We start from the raw sequence: 21588 nt of genomic DNA, 5'->3' as shown, positions 1-21588 counted from the left end.
ATTTCCATATTAAGGAGTGATAATAGATTGTCTTTAGACAAATTTGTTGATGCGTTACCATTACCAAGTGTTATAAAAGCCAAGGGGAAACACAATGGAATCCCCTACCACGAGGTAGCAATGAAGCAAGTTCAACAAAAATTGCACCGTGATTTACCGCCCACTACCGTTTGGGGGTATAACGGTTTGTATCCTGGTCCGACATTTGAGGTTCGAAGGAATCATCCGATTCTGGTTAAATGGGAAAACCATTTGCCCTTTGAACACCTCCTGCCCGTTGACCGTACGGTTCATGGCGCAGAACCTGACCAGCCTTCGGTCAGAACCGTTGTCCATTTGCACGGGGGACGGGTACGACCGGAAAATGACGGATATCCAGAAGCATGGTTTACGAAAAATTTTAAAAATACAGGGCCTAAATTTTTGCATGAGGTTTATTATTATCCCAATTGCCAGCGCCCAACCACATTCTGGTACCATGACCATGCGGTTGGCATCACTCGATTAAATGTGTATGCAGGGCTTGCCGGGTTTTATCTTATTAGAGATGAAGCCGAAGAGATGTTGAATCTTCCTAGGGGGAAATATGAGATTCCGTTGGTTATCCAAGATCGCTCGTTCTATCTTAGCGGGGATCGGCAGGGTGAATTATTCTATCCGCCTCTACCTGAACAGCCTCCTCCGCCGCCGCCACCAAATCCATCGGTTGTGCCGGAGTTTTTCGGGGATACTGCATTGGTGAATGGAAAAGTATGGCCTTTTCTGGAAGTGGAGCCGCGAAAATATCGTTTCCGCCTCCTGAATGGTTCTAATTCCCGTTTTTATCGTTTACGGTTAAGCTCCGGGCAAGACTTTGTCCAAATCGGGACGGACGGAGGATTTCTTGAGTCGCCCGTTGTCGTATTAAATCGGGATGGACTGCTGCTTGCTCCAGGGGAACGGGCGGATGTGATTGTCGATTTTTCAAACCATGCCGGCCAGCAGATCATTCTGACAAATGACGCACCTACCCCCTTCCCTACAGGCAGCCCGGACGCCCCGGCCCTTCCGGAAATTATGCAATTTCTCGTTCGCGAAAAAGTCTCCAAGCCGGACAAAAGTGAAATTCCATCGACACTTAGTTGCATAGAAAGGCTGGATCCGAATAACGTCCCGGTCAGACAGAACTTCCTATTGGAAAGAACGGATGAATTTCACCGTTTAAAACTTCTCCTCAATGATATGGAATGGGACGAATTGCCGATAACGGAAACCCCATACAATGGCACTGTTGAGGTTTGGGAACTTTACAATCTAACAGCCGACACCCATCCGATTCACTTGCACCTTGTGCAATTTCAGATTCTCAATCGGGCACCGATCACCGTCGATGAAAATGGAAATGTCATCGATGTGGGAACGCCAGTCGATCCCGATCCCAATGAAAGAGGTTGGAAGGATATCGTTAGGGCAAATCCCGCAGAGGTCACTCGCATTATTGCACGCTTTGGGCCATTTACGGGGATTTACCCATGGCACTGCCATATCCTTGAGCATGAAGATCATGAAATGATGAGACCCTATGAAGTTCTCGATAATCCAAATTTTGACCCAACTCAGGTCATCCAAGGGCAATGCCCTGATGACTCCTTTACGCAGTGTTTTGACTGTCTTCCTGATTGCTGGGATGATTCATTTCATGACGAGAGCTCTGATGAAAGTAGTGACTAACGATAAAAATTAGACCGTCCATATTGTGGGCGGTCTTTTCAAATAGTTCGGAAAATAATATTGATTTAGTACAATTTGAGGTGTAAAATTACACTAACCAACAATATATTTTAGTAGTCCAAAATATAGCCAGCAGACAACTGAAATGTAGTTTCGAGCCAATGTTATTGATACTAAGGGGCGAAAATATGGGCAAATATAGAATGTCTAAAACGATTGGAATGATTTTAGGGGCAATAATCATAATAGTTACCTTAGGGTACGGGCTCCTATATTTACTAGGTACATCTTTAGGAAAAGCTCTTGGTTCCCAAATAGAGACAACATCTAGAGAAAAATTTACTTTAATAATTTTATTTAGCATAGGCTTAAGTGGTGTTTTAACAGGAGCCGGTTCTTATGGTATCAAATTTAAAGGATGGAGATATTTTTACATTGGGTTTTGTATGTTAATTGGTGTCGCACTTTTATTGACTTTTTTTATTTCGAGAGGAGCCTTAGGAACAACGTTTGAATTTCTTATTCTGTGTTTAAGTATCTTGTATTTTTTATTAGGTTATTTGGTAAAAAAGGAAAAATGAAGTTCAATAAGTCATTTTAAAAAAATACTTACGATTCAAAGGACTCGACAATAGGCGAAATCATTGGTAACGTGTTTTATGAACACTCAATAAAACCTATGATTATAAAAAAACCACCTTTTTTATGTATGTGTGTACATAAAGGTGGTTTTGGTTAGTAGGTTTATTTCATTTTAACTGGGGTAACTACTGCATAGGTGCTTTCTGCCGGGTCGGTTACATTCCATTCAATAATCTTGATTGTACCTTCCCCGCTCGTATCTTTTCTTACAATCGTTACTTGGTCTTTGCTCATCCTCTGTCATCCTTCCCTCTGTATAATCCACACAGAAGCTAATATATGTCGGAATCAAAAAAATGTGCATGATTTTTTGGAACTAGCAAATATTTAATTATTGGAAATTATCTGATTTAAAAGTCCTGTATAAGCATCCTTCTCAGGAATAGTCCCCAAATCAAAACTGAAACAAATAAGTGGAAAGCTCTTCAAAGTTTTCGCTTTGTTTAGCCTGTCCGTTTTTTGCAATATAATAATTTATGTCGCTGTACCGATGCAATATCGTGTAAGTCATCAGCTTTTTCCGCAATGATTCGTTCAACTCTTCATAACCGTAGCTTTTTAAAAATGATGAAATCAGTTCGCTGTCCCCATTGAACATAAACAGGATTGGCCCCAGCAAATCATAATCCCCATCACCCAAAAAGCAATCGGCAAAATCGATGACACCTGTTAAGGTCCACTTTCCATCTTCCTTATTAAATAGCAAATTAAACGGCGTATACTCCCCCGTCAACAGCTTCAAGTCAGGGGTGTAATCGATGTACGATTCGTCGACATAGGTTTCCAGTGATTCCAGCAAAACAGGTGGCAAATCGGCCTGCTTTTCCTTCACACCCCGAAACTGACCACGGATAAACTCCTGCCAATTCACGTTTATTTTTGAAAAATCGCCTGGAGGAACTCTATGAAACTCGCTAATTACCTTTCCTAAAGCCACACTGAATGCCTGCTTTTCATCCGTTGTGAGATCATCCCACAAATCGATCAATAGCGTGCCTTTTAATTCCGTCATGATGAGATAATTCCAGCCTTCAATATTTCCCACTGATATAATTTTTGGCGTTTCAACAGATGTGATCTGGCCAGCGATTGCCCGGAGCACCTCCACTTCCCGGTCAAATTGGTCGTTGAAATAACTGGGAAATAGCTTGATTACCAGTTCATGGTTTAGGCTGTAAACGATATTGGACCCGTAAGAAAATCGGGACAGCTTTCCTTCAGGCAGGTTTTCTTTACGGATAATGTCCGCTATTTTTCGGTCCCAAAAGGCGGTGTCCTCTACTATAGTTTTGTACTGATCATAGGTTAATTCTGATAAACGCATGATTGGAACTCCTTTAGAGTACTTTTTCAAAACAAATATATTCCTGGTGCCCTTCCGGTTTTGAGTCAAAAAAGACACTGCCGCGCTTCTGATAGCCAAGCTTTTCGTATAAATGTGTCGCTTTCGCATTTCCCGAAAAGGCATCTAATCGGATACTTTTATACCCTTGTTCCACCGCAAAGTGCTCGCAAAGCTTAACAAAATTTGTACCAAGTCCTTTATCTTGCACTTGCGGATTAATCATTAATGAATGGATGACAAGAGGCCGGCTTCCTGTCCAAGGGATGGGTGCCCACTCCTCGGATTGCCAGTCATTAAGGACAACATGGCCAATCATTTTCTCTTTTTCCAAGAGTACCAATAAAACCTGATCTTCGATACATTCCTGGAAATATTCTTTGTTTGGGTAGTGGTCATCCCACTGTAGAACCCCATTTTCGAGGAGGTGATCCCGGCAGTTTAAATAAATCTCATTCACTTGCTCTAGCATGTCTTCGGATGCTTTGATCAATTGAAGTGTAGTTTGCATTATTGATTCTCCTAGATTCATAATATCCTATTTTTGTCATGAGAATTTTATTATACCTAAATTTTTAGAAAAAACAAAAAAGCTGCCCTAGATAGCAGCTCGTTACTTATTTTACATGTAGTTATATACTTATTCCGCAGCCATTGCAGCCGCTTTTGTCGGATGAACTGTTCCAAAAGGGTGATTTGGCGGAGCGTAAATCGAGTATAGCTTTAATGGAACATTCCCCGTATTGGTTACATTGTGCCATGTTCCAGCAGGAATGATGATCGCAAAGTCATCGGAAACAGGCCTTTGAAAACTTAATGCGTCTTTCCTTTTGCCCATTTGTACAATCCCTTGCCCTTGCTCAATTCGTAAGAACTGGTCAACATGAGGATGGATTTCTAAACCGATGTCTTCGCCAACATTTAAACTCATTAAGGTAACTTGAAAATGTTTCCCGGTCCATAATGCAGTGCGATACGTATTATTTTGCTTGGCAGCCTCATTAATATTTATTACAAGTGGGTTAGGTCCATAGTCCCTTAACGCTGCCGAAGGCCGATAAGGATAATATCCGTCAGCATTACGAAAAGCCCAGTTAATTGGTTGACTGTAATAGTTATACCGTGGACTATTCCCATGATAAGGATATTGATACTGATTAACATTAGGATTATGGTACATTTCCCTCAACTCCCTTCACCTTTTATAAACTATCCTATTCACTTTAAAAAATATTGTACTTAGTACCTTATCCCCGCTTGTTATTGGACGACTATTTTTCCAACCATTCCCTGCTGCAAATGGTACCGGCAAACCAGTTCATATGTACCAGGGTTTTTCGGGGTCACCGTAATGGTTTTTTCTGTTCCCGGTTGGACTTCTGCATCAATACCGAGTTGATCCACTGTGAAGGTATGCTCTTTCTTTCCTCTGTTTTTCAATACCAACGTTGTACTTTTCCCATTGGGAATCGTGATGACTTTCGGATTAAAGTAATTATCGTTCAACTCCACTTCAATCGCATTCGCTGGCGTAAGAGACTGCTTTACGGCGTTGGATTCCGCAAATACATGAAGTAAACCTGGAGTTGTCGCAACCACCATCATTGCCAGTAAAACAAACAATCGAATGAACCACTTTTTCAATTCAATCCCTCCTTTCTTAGGATTATTTTTTTCAAATTGTAGAAATATTATCAACATTATTCTCCAACGTGCTTCAAATAGTAACCAGGAAACTATCGAACACATAGTAGACGCAATTGTAGTTTTAGTCATTATGCAAGAAGTCTAGTGCATTTAACGGAATTTACGCGTTTTAAGCGAATAGAGCGATGCTTTATCGGTGATGTTAATTGGAGGTGATGAAAAAATGAAGGAGAAAATATTGTTCTTGGTGCTGGTTTGTTTTTTGAGCATACCGAATATGGTAGGATCTGCAAAGGAAAGAAATTTTGAACATGAAGTTTCTCGTGTCTTTGAAAAGGCATTGCTTCATAACAACGACCAAAGGCTAAATTCACTGAAAGAACCTCATATCAAACTTCCGGAAATCAGGGAAAAAACACCGATTGGAGGATTGGCCACACTTCCGTCCACGCGAGAAAATTCAGTCCTTTTAATGGGGCATTTTTTCGAGCATGGCCATGCGGAGCGAATGGCGTTTATTTGGGAAATTTCATGGAAAAATTACAAAATATCCGATATTAAGGTACTTTCAGATTTGGCCAATCCCCTCATGAATGAATTGATCGTGACGAAGGAATATCGAGACAAGTTTGATAAAGATCTCCTCGTACCCAGCTATTTTCCGTTTGAAATAACGCATGTGGATGGGAAGGTCCGCAGCGAAGAGGTCTCTTTAGAATATAAGAATATTATGGTGTCGGGTCTACTTGAAATTGTGGCTTCGCCTGAGGGTAGGGTTCCAAAAGGGTATAAGACGGTTGAGCTGAGGGATGGCAAGACTGGCCTAATCGGTAAAGCAGCTAATGGTTACGAATTCGTTTTTTCGCATGAGAAAATGCAATACAACGTGATGCTGAGTGGTACTAAGCTTTCAAAAAAAGAGTTAGTCAAAGTAGTTGAGTCTATGTTTCCGAATAAGGAACCATGGGGCAATTACCAGGATAACTCAAAGAAGAAATTCAAAGATGCCAATGCGTTTTATAAGTCCCTTGACTGGTGGGAATATAAGGAATTTAAGAATGCAAAGCTGAATATTCGTGAACTGATCTCTTATAAGGATATTAATGCTGTTCTTATGCGGGCTGACAAGTATGCACATTTTCGGGTTAGTGGCGGCGGGCGTCACCCAAATCGGCAAGTGTATGTTTTTCTTTCTGTTTCCGAGGAAGGATTGCCAAGAGCGGCGGTTTTTGATGCAGAGACGAAGGAAAAATTTATGGAAATGGGTGATTGGTGAATAGTTTGAGGGCAGCTATTGTTTAGGAGTTGCTTTTCTTTTGGATTAGGTAATAGGATGACGGAAATTATCTTTGTTAAGCTTGATCAACCACATTTTGGCCTCTTTACAAGGGGATATCGTCTTTGATTATCCAGATAATTACAAATCAAAGACAGTTTCGACCCTTCCCTAACGCATTTTGTCTTTGAGAAGACTCATCAAAGACATTTTAACCCCTTTCCAGGGGGATTTTGTCTTTGATTATCCAGAAATTACAAATCAAAGACAGTTTCGACCCTTTCCTAACTCATTTTGTCTTTGAGAAGACTCATCAAAGACATTTTAACCGCTTTTCAGGGGGATTTTGTCTTTAATTATCCAGATAATTACAAATCAAAGACAGTTTCGACCCTTCCCTAACGCATTTTGTCTTTGAGAAGACTCATCAAAGACATTTTAACCCCTTTCCAGGGGGATTTTGTCTTTGATTATCCAGATAATTACAAATCAAAGACAGTTTCGACCCTTCCCTAACACATTTTGTCTTTGAGAAGACTCATCAAAGACATTTTAACCCCTTTCCAGGGGGATTTTGTCTTTGATTATCCAGATAATTACAAATCAAAGACAATTTCGACCCTTCCCTAACGCATTTTGTCTTTGAGAAGACTCATCAAAGACATTTTAACCGCTTTCCGGAGGGATTTTGTCTTTGATTATCCAGATAATTACAAATCAAAGACAGTTTCGACCCTTTCCTAACTCATTTTGTCTTTGAGAAACCTGATCAAAGACATTTTCGCCTTTTTCCGGAGGGATTCTGTCTTTGATTATCCAAATAAATACAAATCAAAAACATTTCCCTCCATACTTCTCTTCCAATGCATCATGAGAAGCTGTCATACCACGCGTTGGAATACATCAAATCTTGATACCCGAAACCAACTTGGTTCTAAACTCGACAAAGTATTGGAGCGTTTCCGGATTTAAAAGGGAACCTTCATTAACAGCCTGTTCAGTTGGAATGCCCATTAGAATTTTCTTAACTGGAACTTCCAGTTTCTTGCCATTTAATGTTTTCGGCAGATCCTTCACGCAATAAATATTATTAGGCACGTGCCTTGGAGAACAGTTTATACGTATAGTTTGGTTAATGCGCGTCACTAAATCGGCTGAAAGTTCTGCTCCATCCCTCAGTACAATAAATAACGGCATGTAGGACTCCTCGGGACTGATGGGAATGTCAACAATTAAACTATCCACCACTTCCGGGATGATTTCCAGGGCACCGTATATTTCACTCGTTCCCATGCGGATGCCCCCGCGATTAATCGTTGCATCGGAACGGCCATAAATCACAGCTGACCCTCTCGAGGTAACTTCGATAAAGTCTCCATGGCGCCAGACATCAGGGTAAACGTTAAAATAGCTGTCGCGATATCTGAGCCCATCCTCATCATTCCAAAAATAAATCGGCATGGATGGCATTGGTTCTGTAATCACAAGTTCCCCGATTTCATCCAGTACCTCTTGACCACCATCATTAAATGCCTTCACAGCGGCTCCCAATGACCGGGCTTGGATTTCACCGGAATGGACAGGCAATGTCGGGCTGCCGCCGACAAACCCAGAACAAATATCCGTTCCCCCGCTGGTCGAATAAAGCCATACATCTTCTTTAACGTCCTCATAAACCCATTGGAATCCACTTTCAGGCAATGGAGAGCCTGTGGAGCCGATACTTCTTAAGTGAGACAGATCGAACTGTTCCTTCGGTTTTACACCAGCCTTCATGCTGGCCATTAAGAAACTCGCACTCGTACCAAAAGTTGTCATTTTCGTGGATTCCGCCAGCTTCCACAAGGTATCATGATTAGGATAGGCTGGATTGCCGTCATACATCACAACCGCAGCTCCGGTCAGCAGTCCGCTGACGGTAATATTCCACATCATCCAGCCCGTTGTCGTGTACCAAAAAAATCGATCACCTTTTTTCAAATCCCCTTGCAGACTGAGAAATTTCAGATGCTCCAGCAGGATTCCTCCTTGACTTTGAACAATTCCTTTCGGCTTTCCGGTTGTTCCCGATGAATACAAGATCCAAAGTGGATGTTGGAAAGGGACAGGTTCAAAAGTGAGAGGTGCATCCTCGTATTCTGCTAAAATATTATCCCAACCAACTGTATTTGGCAGTTCAGACATCACGGACTGCTCTCCCAAATAGGGAACAAGAACAGTGCTCTTTAAGGATGGCAGCTCTGCTTGTAAATTTTTAACTAGTTCAAGCCGGTCATATTTCTTCCCGCCATATTGATAGCCATCGACTGCGATCATGACGGTTGGTTCGATTTGCTTAAACCGGTCAATGACACTTTTGATTCCAAATTCCGGTGCACAGCTCGACCAAACAGCGCCCATGCTGGCACAAGCCAAAAAGGCGGTTAGTGTTTCCGGAATATTAGGAGCATACGCTACTACCCGGTCCCCGCGCTTTACTCCAATCGACTTTAGGTATTGAGCGATGGCGGCCGTATTCTTTTTCAATTCATCCCACGTCAGCTCCTGTTGTTCCCGTAGTTCGGACTGGTGGATGACGGCGGTTTTACCCGGTTCCTCATTTCTGAATATGTGTTCAGCATAGTTCAGCACGGCCCCCGGGAACCATTGAACGTCCGGCATTTTGCTGCCGGACAGCACTTCATCGTATGGTCTATCGGCTTTGATTTCGAAAAAATCCCAGATGGCGGCCCAAAAGTTTTCCACTTCTGTGACCGACCATTCCCATAATTGTTCGTATTGGTCAAATTTCAGCCCTCGATTTTCTTCCAGCCAAGCCATAAATCTTTTGATATTGGACTGATTTTGCATTTCCTGTGAGGGCTCCCAGAGCAATTTCTCTTGCAGCTTTTCTGTCTTCAACCATATCCCCTCCAGATATTTAATTTCCTTAGAAAAACTTGGCTTCGCGCTTCTCAAGGAATGCAGCGATTCCTTCTTTTCCTTCTTGACTGCTCGCTCGCTCAGCAAGCAGCATCGACTCCTTGCCCATTTGCGACTCCAGTGTTTCCTGCAACGAATGAAGAAAAAGCTTCTTCGTTTCTCCATAGGCATTCATTGGTCCCTTTGCCAATGTTTCAGCCAATCCAATAACTGTTTCCATTAATTTGTCATCTGTCACAACCTGATTGACGATTCCCCAGTCATACGCCTCTTCTGCAGTCAACACGCGATTGGTGTACATGAGCTCTAAAGCCCGTCTCATTCCGACAAGGCGCGGCAAAAAGTAACTACCCGAGCCATCCGGGGTTAATCCGATACGATTATAGGCCATGACAAACTTGGCCTTATCTGTTGCGTATACCAAATCACAGGCACACGCCAGGCTCATCCCAGCGCCAGCGGCAACACCATTAACGGCTCCAATGAAAGGTTTGTTCATCCTGGCAAAAAACGAAATAGCTTGATGCAGGTATGCGGTCACCTGTTTCAGATGCGCGCTCATATCCTCCCCATGCGCTGCAAAGCTTTTTAAATCGCCCCCGACGGAAAACTTGTTTCCTGCTCCGGTAATGACTACCGCTCTTACTTTTTCACTTTCGGAGCAAAAAATGGCTGCTTCCATCAATTCCTTGGCCATTTGTAAGTCAAGCGCATTCCCCGCTTCGGGACGGTTTAATGTGACAATCGCAACATTATTTTCAATTGATAACGTAACATGGTTATTTCCCATTGTTATTCCTCCTAATCGAATTTGTGATGACTAGACAGATTCAATGATCATGGCAATTCCTTGGCCGCCGCCGATACAAAGGGTGGCTAAACCATATCTCAAGTTCCGCTTCCTTAGTTCAAGTGCAAGAGAATAGGTGATTCTCGCACCGCTCGCACCAAGAGGATGCCCCAACGCGATCGCCCCGCCGTTTACATTTACTTTTTCCTTATCGACACCCAACTCTTTAATGACTGCCAGCGATTGAGCGGCAAATGCCTCATTCAGTTCGACCAAGTCAATATCAGAAAGGGTTAACCCAGCTTTTTCCAAAGCTTTTTTACTCGCAGGAACAGGCCCGATGCCCATTATTTTCGGATCTACTCCTGCTACGGCCCATGAAACGACTTTAGCTAACGGCTTTAATTGATGTTCCTGTACATAGTCCTCTGATGCCAGGATGACGGCCGCTGCTCCATCATTGATGCCGCTGGCGTTTCCCGGTGTGACAGAACCATCCTTTTTAAAAGCAGGTTTTAATCTGGCTAAGCCCTCCACACTGACACCATCTCTTATATGCTCGTCCACGTTGATTACGATTTCTTTTCCCTTCCGATCCTTGAGGATGACCGGAACGATTTCATCCCCAAAACGGCCGCCATCTCTTGCCTTTCCGGCCTTTTCCTGGGATAGTACCGAAAATGCATCCTGTTCTTCGCGAGAGATGTGATATTTTTCGGCCAAATTTTCTGCCGTCATGCCCATTCCGCAGCCAACATATTGGTCGATCAAGGTTCCCCACAGCATATCAACCACTTCAGGTGCCTTGTTTGGAGAACCAAAGCGCGTTCCCTTTAAAATTTGAGGTGCACTACTCATGCTTTCACTTCCCCCAGCCGCTACCACTCTGGCTTCCCCTAAAGCAATGGCTTGTGCCCCTGTTACAATCGACTGGAGGCCCGAGCCGCATAACCGATTGAGCGTGAGCGCTGCTGATGACACGGTCATGCCGCTTTTCAAGCCAATATGTCTGGCCAAATAGGGGGAATGGCTCCCTGTCCCAATCACATTGCCAAAGATAATTTCATCGATATCAGAGGCCGGAATCCCGCTTCTTTCAATTGCCTCCTTTGTCGCTACGACCCCCAAGTCCAAGTCGCTTACATCCTTCAAAGAACCGCCATACGTGCCAAACGGGGTTCTCGCTCCTTCTATCAAATAAGTGTTCATCTGCTGCTCCTCCGTTCATTTTTATGTAATTATTTAGTATAGAAAAAAGAAGAGGGACGGAAAGTCCATAGCCTACGACCCCATAGTCCCATTCTTCTATCCTATTTCATCTTTCCACGGCTTATCACATTTTCTATTAAACAATTCGTCTATAATGCTCCGCTTGCGGGATGTGCAAATAGAAAGGACCGATTAAAGCCTTCATTTTTTGAAACGCTGGGGAATTTTTAAATCCAATCACATGATCCTCAACTGTTTCCCAATGAACACAGACTAGGTATTTATTCTCTTGTTCCACGCACCGTTGCAGCTCAGATCCCAAGAAGCCCTTGGCAGTTGTCATCAGCACCGCTGCTTTTTTAAAAGCATGCTCAAACTCCTGTTGGGTTCCTGGTTTCACTTCAAGGAAAAAGGTTTCTTGCACCATTGATTCCGGTCTCCTTATACTTTGGCCAAATCGAATTCAAATTCTGTGCCCCACGCACTGAGTGATTCCCAAACTCTAGGTTTCATCGGCAGTACCTCATGCCATGGGCGAGGTTCGAAAATTCCGAGTTCTGGAACCAGGACATCCATATCGATATACAATTCCACTACATTTCCATCTGGATCATAATGATAGGTTGCGATATTATGGCCTGCAGTATGGCGGGAAGGGCCCCAGATGACAGACCGCCCGTTTTTCGCCAATACATCCGAACTAGAGTATTGATGGCTGGCATCCTTAAGCTGGTAGGCAATGTGGTGCAGCCTTGTCTCGTCAGAAGCCACAATATTGATGACATGGTGGTCAGTATTACAGGTTAGGAAGTTTGCAAATTCCTCGCCAATTTGGTCGGTAAAATTAAAACCTAATGCATTACTATAGAATTCTATCGTCTCATTGAAATTCTTGGCCAAGAAGGCGATATGCCCCAATTTGATTGGAACAATGCCGGCAGTGCCGAAGCCAACCGCTGTTTGCTCCATTTCCGTAAATAATTCAAGAACATTTCCTGCCGGATCTTGTAATTCTAGTAATCTAGCGACACCCGGTTTGGCATCTATTTTTAAACTGCAAGCAATTCCTTTTGATTGTAGCTGTGCTTGTACCTCTTCTAAGGTTAATTTTCCATCCAATTGGTATCCATAGCGGCGGATTGCTTTTTCATCAGCAGGTGTGATGACGACATTGTGATGGTCAAAGCCGTTGCTTAGATAAGTAACGCCATCCTTTTCCTCCGTAATCCGGTACCCCATTGTGTTTGTATAATAGTCGACCATCTCAACCGGATTTTTTGCATAAAAATCGGCATACGCTAAACGAAATACTTTTACATTTGACATAGTAAATTCCTCCTAATGTTTTGATTAAAAAATAGTTTTAGCCCACCGTAATGGAGTTCATATATTGACCTAATTGTTTCATTAAATTATCAACAAGTGACGGCAAATCCGATAAATTGTCTACTGCACCGAAGAGGTAAAAGTCGGGACGGGCTACAACAGCCTTCAAACCAGTGTCGTTAAAATATTGATGGTATTTTCCATCGACATCCACTACCCGATTTTCAGATGTGATATCTGAAGGTTCTGAAATCTTGACGCATTTTGCACTGATGCTCTCTAGAAAAGCCAGCTGTTCTTCCGTCAGGACATTTTTTGGATCATCCACTGGGCTCATAATGATCCAGCCGTTCCCGACAAGATCATCGAATAGTCCTGTCTGGCCTTGATAACTGACCGTGCTTTGGAAAGATAGTTTTCCAGCATATTTGCTGCTTTGTTGATCAAGAAGGCCGTCGGTCAAATACGGAAATTCCGGAAATGGCGGCACTTGACCTGTAAAGAACATTTCATCACGCTGAGCGGCGGCTTCCGGATCCGTTATGCAAATGACTTTCCCTAAAAACAAGGCAGATTCGACCACCTCGCGGTTATGTGGATTCCGTTCCTTCGTATACGTATCGAGGATGCTGTCGTCTGCTTTTCCTGATAGGATTAAATCGAGCTTCCAGGCTAAATTCTTGGAATCACGCAGGCCTGCGCACATTCCTTGGCCTGCGAATGGCGGCGTTAAATGGGCAGAGTCTCCAGCTAATATCAATCTTCCTTTACGCCATTCATCGACCGATAAGGCTTTAAAGGTATAGATGGCATGACGTTCCAAAATAGAGTTTTCTGGGGTAATATCCCATGGCTTGAGTAATTCCCACGCCACTTTTTCCTTGTTCAGCTCTTCCTTCGTCTCCCCTGGAAGGGCCATGAATTCCCAGCGTCTTCTGCCAGGCCCGCCTGAAACGACCGTTGTCGGGCGCGCCGGGTCGCAGACTTGCAGATTCATAGGTTTCCATTCCCTTTCTGTTTGAGGAATGATATCCACCACAAGCCAATCCGCGACAAATCCGAGATCCGTGATCGTATGGTCCATATTTTTTCGCACAAAACTGTTGGCTCCATCAGCGCCTACCACATATTTGGCATGAATTTTGCTTACTTCCCCCTGCAGATCCTTTACAACTAGTTCCACGTGATCGTCAAATTCGGTCAATCCAATAGCCTCTTTGCCAAAATTGACGCTAACGGTAGGCTGCTCTTGGCAGGCGCGATCCAATACTTCTTCAAGCTCAGGTTGATTAAAGAACATATGCCCTGGCCAACCAGAAACACCAAACATGGAAAAGTCTATTTCTAACAGAATTTTTCTTTCGGCATTACACCATGTATAGAGATCTTCCGCAACGTCGATGATTCTCTCAATTTCGCTTGCAGGAATCACGGATTGCAAAATGCGGGCGGTTTCATCATCAAAATGGACTGCACGCGGGAGTGGATACGCTTTCTGGAACCGCTCATAAACACCAACCTTCCAGCCTTTTTGACCGAGTAAGGCTGCCAATAGCTTTGATACCGGACCATAACCAACAATCGCCACATCAAAATTTTCGTTTTTCATCAATCATTCCCCTTCGTTATTTTTTAGTAGTTTTAGGTTGTAAGCGGATACATATTTGTTAAAGAAGTATAAGAATCTTTTCTCTATGATGGGTAAAATGATTTGAAGGAGCCGGGATTTAAACTAAATTAAATCCCAGCTAGAGTTTTAAGAAATAGCTACTTTACTAGGAACGACCTTGTTAACTTGCTCACCAAGGTCAATGGTTCCATCTGCGCTTTTGATCTGGCAGCGAACAACATCGCCATCTTTTAAGTATTTGCCATTGTTGATTTGACTTTCAACAAGCACTTCCATTTTTTTCTGGTAAGGAGTTCCCATCCCGGAGACTTGGCCGAGAACGTCCGGGGTAAGATTTAGCGCAACACCGCCTGTAGTACCAGTTACGATTAAATCCCCAGCTGATAGGTCCATAATCTCTGACAACTCTGAAATGGTTTCGGCAGGTTTGAATAGCAGCTGATTGGTATTCGCTGATTGACGCAATTCATCATTGACCCAGCATTTTACTTCAAGGTCATGGATTAGCGCGATTTCTTCCTTGTCCAGCAGGTAGAGGAATGGTCCAGTAGGTCCGAATGTCCGGTAGCTTTTTCCTTTCAACCACTGGCCTTCTGTCAGCTGCACATCTCGGGCGGATACATCATTAAAAATCACGAGCCCAGCAACGTATTGATGCAAAGTTTCATCCGTCACTTGCACAGCATTGTCTATTTCTGTTCCAATGACCAATCCTAATTCAATTTCATAGTCCAATAGCTGCACGTTAGCAGGGCGGACAATCTCGGTATAGGCGCCACAAAGAGAACTATCTGCCTTGCTGAAGATCAGGTTAAATGGAGGGCGGGCCGCTTCAAGTCCAGCTTCTGCCCGATGCGAAGAATAATTTGCCCCCTGACAGACAATTCTTGCCGGTTTGGTGACTGGGCTAAGCAATGTCACCTCATCCAGTGCGACGGATTTGCCGGCTCCACTTTCTTTTACTTTTCTCGCTTCTTCTGCCCCATTTTTTAAAAAATCGGCTAAAGAGCTATAGGAATCCTCTAGTACTAGAATTTGTTTTTCCGTTACTACTCCCCACTGCTCTTTTCCCTCATTTTCAAATCTGACAATCTGTAAACCCATATGTTTTCTCCTCCTTTTTTAACCTTGGTAACCATATATTTTTTCCAAAATATTTTTTACACGCAAGATCAATTCCGACATTTTATGGTGAGCTAAAATTTCATTTCGTGCCATGATAGCATCAAATATGGAACGATGCCTCTCTAAAACCTCTTGTGTTGGCGTGTCAAAAGGCGATTCAGGCTCATTTTTCGCCGCTTCTAGTGTTTTTTCACGGCTAACGAGTAACGCTTTACGAAGTGTTTTAACCGTATTGATCATCAAATCGTTATGGGAAGCCTGCAAGATGCTTTCATGGAAATCAGAGTCTGCAACTGCCCAGGCCTTTTCATCCCCGATGGATTGCTCGAGCCGTTCAAAGGCACCTTTTATTTTAAGCAGCTCATCTTCGGTTGCCCTACTGGCTGCCAAAGCTGCAGCTGTCGGTTCTAATCCGAGTCTTATTTCTGTGAGATGAAGCAAGAAGTCGGTATTGTTTTCATCTTCCAGCACCCATGTTAAGACATCCAGGTTCCACCATTGCCATTCGGAACGCGGCAGTACCACTGTCCCAGCCCTTTGATTGGACCGGACAAGTCCAAGTGTCGATAATCCCCTGTAAGCCTCGCGAACGACCGTCCGGCTTACCTCATATGTTTTGCTTAGGTCCTCTACTTTCGGAAGAATTCCCCCCTGTGCAAACTCTCCAGTTACTATTTTTCTTCCTAGTTCATGAACCAACTGATCACTTATATTTTTCATAAAACTATATCCTCCTGCCATTACCGCCGCATTCTAAACTTACCAATAGAATACATGATATTCCGCAGGATTGTAGATTTAGAGGCAATTTTTTAGAGAGTAACCGTTTTCAATTTATCGGAATTGATTAAAACATGATGAACACCATCCTTTTTGAAACGGAATAAATATTATTTATCTGATTTTTATAATAAATATTATTTATTTTCATGTCAATATGTATTTTAAAATTTCTGAGATTTTAAAAAAACAATATTTTTCCCAAAGTTTTTTGCAACAAAAACCTGCACAATAGGTACAGGTTTAATTATATTATTAAATTAATACAGTATTAGGTTCTCTCTCACTTAAAACCCTACCATACAATTCAAGCCCTGTTGTTGGTGTTAATAAACCGTGTTGTGGCGGTGTTTTACCATCTTTCATGATCCTAGATAATGGATTGTTCTCCGCAATCGCACTACCACCACCTGCAGACATTAAAATTTCAATTGCCTCCATTGTCAAACGCGTAGCATAACTACAATCAGCTCTAACTTTTGCCCGTGCTTCAAAATCCATATATTTTCCTTCCTTTGCCCATCGGTCAATTTCATTTGCGGCACGATAAACATGGAGATGAGCCGTCTCAGACTTCATCACTGCTTCAGCCAACTGAAGATGTGTGACAGGTGCATCCGCTTGATTGTTATACCAAGTATATTGTATCCGACGCTTTGGCAATCTCTCTACAAAATAGTCTAATGCCGCTGATACAAGTCCTAATCCGGGAGCAGTTAATACGAGGGCTGCAACAGGAACAAATCCAGAATTATAAGATGCCTCCCCTCTTACTAAACTATCTGGGAACTCTCCAACAATCCCTTTGGAAATAGATGCTGTCCAATTTTCTGGTACAAATACATTGGAAACTGTCACACTATTACTGCCAGTTCCTCTCATGCTGATCGTATGCCAATCATCAAGGATTTTGACGTTTTCTTTTGGAATTAAGGCAACACCCAGTTCATTTCCTTCACCATTTTCATCAATTAATGGAAATCCCAAGAAAAAGTAATCAGAATGCTGCGACCCTGAACAAAAACCCCATAAGCCTTCTTCAATTAAATAGCCGCCAGGTACTTTCTTTACTTTACATTTTCTTGGTTCAAAAACCCCACAAATATTACTAGCACCGTTATCTTTAAACACTTCTTGATGAACTTCATCTGTAAAAATAGCAGCTACAAACCATTTAGCAACGTTATATAAAGCTGCAACCCATGCTGTGGAACCACAGCCTTTACCCAATTCTCTTACAACATCGATATATTCACGGAATGTTAATTGATTCCCACCATACCGTTCAGGAGTCAAAATATTAAATAATCCTAACTCGGTCATTTCATTAATTGTTGCTTCAGGCAGCTTTCGTATTTCATCCACTTCTTGAACCCTAGCTTTAAGGTTCGGAACTAAACTTCTCGCATTTTCTAACAGAGTAGTAAAATTTTCTCTCGTTTCTACTAAAACGGTTTGATACCCTTTTTCATTCATAAATAAATTCCTCCTCTATATTAATTTTTTATTTTGTCATATATTTCTTGATCGATTTGTGCAGCCAAGTTGGCATCATATGTTTTTTTATAGGAAGCAACTGCAGTGACTACTCCGCCATAAAACATATTATTTGTAACCGTTTCTACTTCAACCGTTACAACTCTAAATTTCATTCTCCCTTTAAAAATTTCAGAAACAGCGCCCCTCCCTTTTATTTCATATGTGCTATCAGGGCCTACCACGTTCAACAAAACAAATGGATTGTATTGAATATTTTGAACAGAAGAGGCATTATGACCAACAGCAAATTTAATGGTTTTACAATCATTTTGAGCAACTAACCATGAAATGGTACTTGTCATGGGCACATTTTGTTCTTTATCAATTGTTACAAGAGTAACAATTCTTTCACCTTGCAAATACTGAATCAGCTTTTCATCTAGTAATTGTTTCGTAGCCGTCATTTCATCACCTCCTAGTATGCTTGATTAAGATAGTATTTCATTGTTGTCAGCGCTTACAACGTATAATATAATAATATTCAAAAAATATGAAATACTTAGATGTAATGACAGTAATAACCTTTTGTTATTAATAATTGATCCCTTATATTAACCGCATTACATTGGAGTGATAAAAATGAATATACAGCAACTACGCTATTTTGTTACAGTCGCGAACCATTTGAATTTTACAACTGCGTCGAAGGAACTTTATGTATCACAGGCTTCAGTAAGTAAGCAAATTTCCATATTTGAGGAGTATTTAGGTGTTAAACTTTTTCATAGAACCAAACGGAGTGTAGAATTAACGGAATCTGGGGGAGTTCTTTTAAAGGAAGCATTAGAGATTATCAACAAAATAGATGAGGCGATTGACAAGACAAGAAAGGCCCATGAATGTTTTGAAAATAAAACATTGCGAATTGGATTTTTGGGACCTCCTGAAAAAAGGTTTCTTCCACAACTTCTAAACGAATTTCGAAATCATTATCCTGAAATTCTATTAGAAACGAAGCAATATTATTTAAGCCCTTTGTTAAACGCTTTTGAAAAGGATGAAATAGATATAGCCTTTTCTTCATTACAAAGTTTAAAAACAAATTCTATTACCTATCATCGGTTATACGGTGACTCATATGTTGTTATTTGTAGTAAAGATCATCCACTAACTAAGAAAGACGGGCCACTTCACTTATCTGAATTAAGGGATTCGAGATTTATCGTATTAAACAAAGAAATCGATTTTCCAGCGTATGAGAATACATTATTAACATGCAAATCAGCTGGTTTTACACCTATAAATATCAATGAAGTGGCTAACTTCGAACATATTATGACTCTTGTGGAAGCAAATCATGGTATCTCAATCATTCCAAAATTAGTATATTTATATTATGACAACTTTGGAGTGGAATTTTTACCTATAATGAATGACCCTATCCAATATGATCTAGTTGTTGCATGGAAAAAAGAAAATAATAATCCTGTTATTCCCAAATTTCATCTTGAATTATCCTCGATATTTGAAAGAATGAACCTAAAAAACCCTCATTAGAAGAGGGTTTTTTGAATTTAATTCAGAAATCAATAGCTTCCTTCATCTTCAACATGTTCATCGTGTTTTTTAAATTTTTTTTTTTAAAACTGCACGATTTGTGCAGCATTATTTTGAGTTATGTTTCTTCCAATATTCATAGATCATTTCCTTCAGGATTTCATTCAAACGTGTTTTCTTTTGCGCTTTCAGCCATTCCACCTGGTCAATCGGGAGCTTAAGCTTGATCCGGATTTCTTCTTCTGGCATTTCTACTTTTCTAATTGCATCAATCGTGATACCCTCTTCTATATTTGGAAACCATGCATCGTTTTCATTAACGAAATCAAGAAAGTCGTAATCCTGCCTATCATCCAATTCAACAAATAAACTAAGCTGCGGCAGCACACCGGGGATTATTTTTACATGCATAATGGAATCAATCATCCGGCTATCTTCCAACTCAATTTCAGCGATTACGTTCTCTACCTGTTGGACCTTTTTAACGACTATCTCGCTGACGATCATGTCCAGCTGCAGAGTAAGGTCCTGGCCAGACTCGAAAACATAGATTGCACTGTTAAACACGTGGATAAGCTCCCCATCGAATTTCACTGATTTCACTTTAGCCATAACCGTTCCCCCATGCAGTTAATACCATATATACAGACTATTAATCTATTTTATCATGAAAAAAAGGAATCTTGGTGTTTAAAATAATCAGCTTCACTATGCGATAATAAGTTAATAGGAAAGGGGAGGTTCATTTTGAGTAAAAGTAATAAGGACAGCTGGAATGCCGCTTTATACGATAGTAAACATTCATTTGTTTCTGCATTGGGGGAAAGTTTAGTAGAATTATTGGCTCCAAAAAAAGGGGAACGAATTCTTGACCTTGGTTGCGGAACTGGAGATTTGGCCAAGCAGTTGTCCGATTGCGAAGTGGATGTGATCGGTGTGGACAACTCCGAGAATATGGTTGTACAGGCTAAAAGCAAGTACCCCCATATACATTTTGCTGTGAAAAACGCGACGGACTTGGGTTATTGTAATGAATTTGACGCCGTGTTCTCCAATGCTGTACTTCATTGGGTAAAACCACCAGAGCAGGCCTTAAACAGCATTTATAAGAGTTTAAAAGACGGCGGCAGGTTTGTGGCTGAATTTGGCGGTAAAGGGAACGTACAAACGATTACCGATGAAATCATAAAGCAAATAGGTCAGGAAGGAATCGCATTCAATAAGGAACATTTCCCGTGGATTTATCCGAGCATTGCGGAGTATTCAACTTTGATGGAGGAAGCAGGTTTTAGGGTAACCTTTGCGCAACACTTTGATAGGCCGACGAAATTAGATGGTGAAAAGGGCTTGAGAAACTGGATCGACATGTTTGCAATGAGCCTATTTGAAGGGATCCCCCTCGATAGGAAAGAATCGATCATATCAAACGTGGAAAATAACTTAAAAGAAGATTTATATAAAGATAGTCATTGGGTTACTGATTATAAAAGGATCCGTGTAATCGGAGTAAAAGAATAAGATTTTATAAATAATACTTATCTAATTATGATCAGGAGTATTTTCCCAAATTTATGCTATAATTTTGAAAATAAAAGGGGGAGTATGTTTGTTTTCTTTTAAAGTAGATGAAGAGATCGTCATAGAATTATTCCAGCAGCATCACAAGGAAGAGTTGTTTGGACTAGTAGATACAAACCGTGAATATTTGAGGAAATGGTTACTTTGGGTTGATAAAAGGAAATCTGCGGAGGATTTTGAGCCAATCATCCCTATTTGGATTAGAAATTATGCTGATAACAATGGATTTGATGCGGGCATACGATACAAGGGGAAACTTGTTGGGATGATCGGACTTCACTATATTGATTGGAAAAATAGTTCAACAAGCATCGGTTATTTTCTGTCGGAAGATGCTCAAGGCCATGGTATTATTACCCGGTCTGTAAAAGCTTTATTAGACTATCTATTTGGTACATTAAAAATCAATAGAGTCGAAATTCAATGTGCAGGTAATAATCATAAAAGCTTGGCGATCCCAGAGAGATTAGGGTTTGTGAAAGATGGCATCAAAAGGGATGGCCAATGGCTCTATGACCATTATGAGGATTTGGTTGAATATAGCTTATTGGCGAAGGATTGGCGCAATTAGGAAC

22 protein-coding genes are annotated in these 21588 nt (G+C 41.4%); 6 read left to right on the top strand and 16 right to left on the bottom strand.

Going from position 1 to position 21588, the window contains the following annotated elements:
* The first annotated feature begins 27 nt into the window (after nt 1-27).
* Both M3234_RS05840 and M3234_RS05835 read left to right on the top strand, forming a co-directional pair.
* Nucleotides 28-1710 carry a multicopper oxidase family protein gene (locus tag M3234_RS05840; protein WP_262303804.1) on the top strand — a complete coding sequence of 561 codons (1683 nt, stop codon included), beginning with the start codon at nt 28-30 and terminating at the stop codon, nt 1708-1710.
* A 188-nt stretch (nt 1711-1898) separates the two neighbouring features.
* Nucleotides 1899-2291: a hypothetical protein gene (locus M3234_RS05835; protein WP_262303803.1), complete on the top strand. Its 393-nt coding sequence runs from the start codon at nt 1899-1901 to the stop codon at nt 2289-2291.
* A 163-nt stretch (nt 2292-2454) separates the two neighbouring features.
* Here M3234_RS05835 and M3234_RS29210 read toward each other — a convergent pair whose 3' ends face one another.
* The 5 genes from M3234_RS29210 to M3234_RS05815 all read right to left on the bottom strand — a co-directional run bounded on the left by M3234_RS29210 (nt 2455) and on the right by M3234_RS05815 (nt 5344).
* Nucleotides 2455-2586 (bottom strand): hypothetical protein, encoded by a 132-nt coding sequence (locus M3234_RS29210; protein WP_285858282.1) that lies wholly within the window; start codon nt 2584-2586, stop codon nt 2455-2457.
* Nucleotides 2587-2746: 160 nt separating this feature from the next.
* A complete protein-coding gene (locus M3234_RS05830; protein ID WP_262303802.1) occupies nt 2747-3676 on the bottom strand; it encodes a phosphotransferase family protein in 930 nt (309 codons plus the stop codon).
* Between the two features lie 13 nt (nt 3677-3689).
* Nucleotides 3690-4205 carry a GNAT family N-acetyltransferase gene (locus M3234_RS05825; RefSeq protein WP_262303801.1) on the bottom strand — a complete coding sequence of 172 codons (516 nt, stop codon included), beginning with the start codon at nt 4203-4205 and terminating at the stop codon, nt 3690-3692.
* A gap of 129 nt (nt 4206-4334) precedes the next feature.
* Complete coding sequence (locus M3234_RS05820; protein ID WP_262303800.1) at nt 4335-4874, bottom strand: cupin domain-containing protein; 540 nt, start codon at nt 4872-4874, stop codon at nt 4335-4337.
* An 80-nt stretch (nt 4875-4954) separates the two neighbouring features.
* Nucleotides 4955-5344, bottom strand: a complete 390-nt coding sequence (locus M3234_RS05815; protein WP_396953929.1) for a cupredoxin domain-containing protein — start codon at nt 5342-5344, stop codon at nt 4955-4957.
* A 220-nt stretch (nt 5345-5564) separates the two neighbouring features.
* Between M3234_RS05815 and M3234_RS05810 the strand changes: the two genes are divergently transcribed.
* Nucleotides 5565-6617: a hypothetical protein gene (locus M3234_RS05810; RefSeq protein WP_262303799.1), complete on the top strand. Its 1053-nt coding sequence runs from the start codon at nt 5565-5567 to the stop codon at nt 6615-6617.
* A 903-nt stretch (nt 6618-7520) separates the two neighbouring features.
* Here the strand turns inward: M3234_RS05810 and M3234_RS05805 are convergent.
* The 10 genes from M3234_RS05805 to M3234_RS05760 form a co-directional block, all read right to left on the bottom strand.
* Nucleotides 7521-9518, bottom strand: coding sequence for an acetoacetate--CoA ligase (locus tag M3234_RS05805; protein WP_285858280.1), 1998 nt, complete (start codon nt 9516-9518; stop codon nt 7521-7523).
* A gap of 28 nt (nt 9519-9546) precedes the next feature.
* Nucleotides 9547-10329, bottom strand: coding sequence for an enoyl-CoA hydratase/isomerase family protein (locus M3234_RS05800; RefSeq protein ID WP_262303798.1), 783 nt, complete (start codon nt 10327-10329; stop codon nt 9547-9549).
* A 30-nt stretch (nt 10330-10359) separates the two neighbouring features.
* On the bottom strand, nt 10360-11538 hold the full coding sequence (locus M3234_RS05795) for an acetyl-CoA C-acetyltransferase (RefSeq protein ID WP_262303797.1): 1179 nt from the start codon (nt 11536-11538) through the stop codon (nt 10360-10362).
* A 136-nt stretch (nt 11539-11674) separates the two neighbouring features.
* Entirely contained in the window at nt 11675-11965 is a 291-nt protein-coding gene (locus M3234_RS05790; protein ID WP_262303796.1) for an antibiotic biosynthesis monooxygenase family protein, read from the bottom strand.
* A gap of 14 nt (nt 11966-11979) precedes the next feature.
* Nucleotides 11980-12864, bottom strand: coding sequence for a VOC family protein (locus M3234_RS05785; protein ID WP_262303795.1), 885 nt, complete (start codon nt 12862-12864; stop codon nt 11980-11982).
* Nucleotides 12865-12901: 37 nt separating this feature from the next.
* Nucleotides 12902-14473, bottom strand: a complete 1572-nt coding sequence (gene mhpA / locus M3234_RS05780) for a bifunctional 3-(3-hydroxy-phenyl)propionate/3-hydroxycinnamic acid hydroxylase MhpA (RefSeq protein WP_262303794.1) — start codon at nt 14471-14473, stop codon at nt 12902-12904.
* Nucleotides 14474-14620: 147 nt separating this feature from the next.
* Nucleotides 14621-15598 carry a fumarylacetoacetate hydrolase family protein gene (locus M3234_RS05775; protein WP_262303793.1) on the bottom strand — a complete coding sequence of 326 codons (978 nt, stop codon included), beginning with the start codon at nt 15596-15598 and terminating at the stop codon, nt 14621-14623.
* Nucleotides 15599-15616: 18 nt separating this feature from the next.
* Nucleotides 15617-16339 carry a FadR/GntR family transcriptional regulator gene (locus M3234_RS05770; RefSeq protein ID WP_262303792.1) on the bottom strand — a complete coding sequence of 241 codons (723 nt, stop codon included), beginning with the start codon at nt 16337-16339 and terminating at the stop codon, nt 15617-15619.
* Between the two features lie 315 nt (nt 16340-16654).
* The gene (locus tag M3234_RS05765; protein ID WP_262303791.1) at nt 16655-17875 is read right to left on the bottom strand and encodes an acyl-CoA dehydrogenase family protein; all 1221 of its coding nucleotides are present in this window, start codon (nt 17873-17875) and stop codon (nt 16655-16657) included.
* A 20-nt stretch (nt 17876-17895) separates the two neighbouring features.
* Complete coding sequence (locus M3234_RS05760) at nt 17896-18342, bottom strand: PNPOx family protein (protein ID WP_262303790.1); 447 nt, start codon at nt 18340-18342, stop codon at nt 17896-17898.
* A 175-nt stretch (nt 18343-18517) separates the two neighbouring features.
* Between M3234_RS05760 and M3234_RS05755 the strand changes: the two genes are divergently transcribed.
* Nucleotides 18518-19435: a LysR family transcriptional regulator gene (locus M3234_RS05755; RefSeq protein WP_262303789.1), complete on the top strand. Its 918-nt coding sequence runs from the start codon at nt 18518-18520 to the stop codon at nt 19433-19435.
* A 108-nt stretch (nt 19436-19543) separates the two neighbouring features.
* On the opposite strand, the gene M3234_RS05750 is transcribed toward M3234_RS05755, so the two are convergent.
* Entirely contained in the window at nt 19544-20047 is a 504-nt protein-coding gene (locus M3234_RS05750) for a hypothetical protein (RefSeq protein ID WP_262303788.1), read from the bottom strand.
* Nucleotides 20048-20182: 135 nt separating this feature from the next.
* Between M3234_RS05750 and M3234_RS05745 the strand changes: the two genes are divergently transcribed.
* Together M3234_RS05745 and M3234_RS05740 are read left to right on the top strand one after the other, a co-directional pair.
* A complete protein-coding gene (locus M3234_RS05745) occupies nt 20183-20953 on the top strand; it encodes a class I SAM-dependent methyltransferase (protein WP_262303787.1) in 771 nt (256 codons plus the stop codon).
* Between the two features lie 88 nt (nt 20954-21041).
* Nucleotides 21042-21584: a GNAT family N-acetyltransferase gene (locus tag M3234_RS05740; protein ID WP_262303786.1), complete on the top strand. Its 543-nt coding sequence runs from the start codon at nt 21042-21044 to the stop codon at nt 21582-21584.
* The last annotated feature ends 4 nt before the right edge of the window (nt 21585-21588 follow it).

The sequence above is a fragment of the Neobacillus niacini genome (genome assembly GCF_023715785.1).
GTDB lineage: Bacteria > Bacillota > Bacilli > Bacillales > Cytobacillaceae > Neobacillus > Neobacillus niacini_E.
The sequence above is the reverse complement of the archived record's forward strand: the minus strand, read 5'-3'. Positions and strand labels throughout refer to the sequence as shown.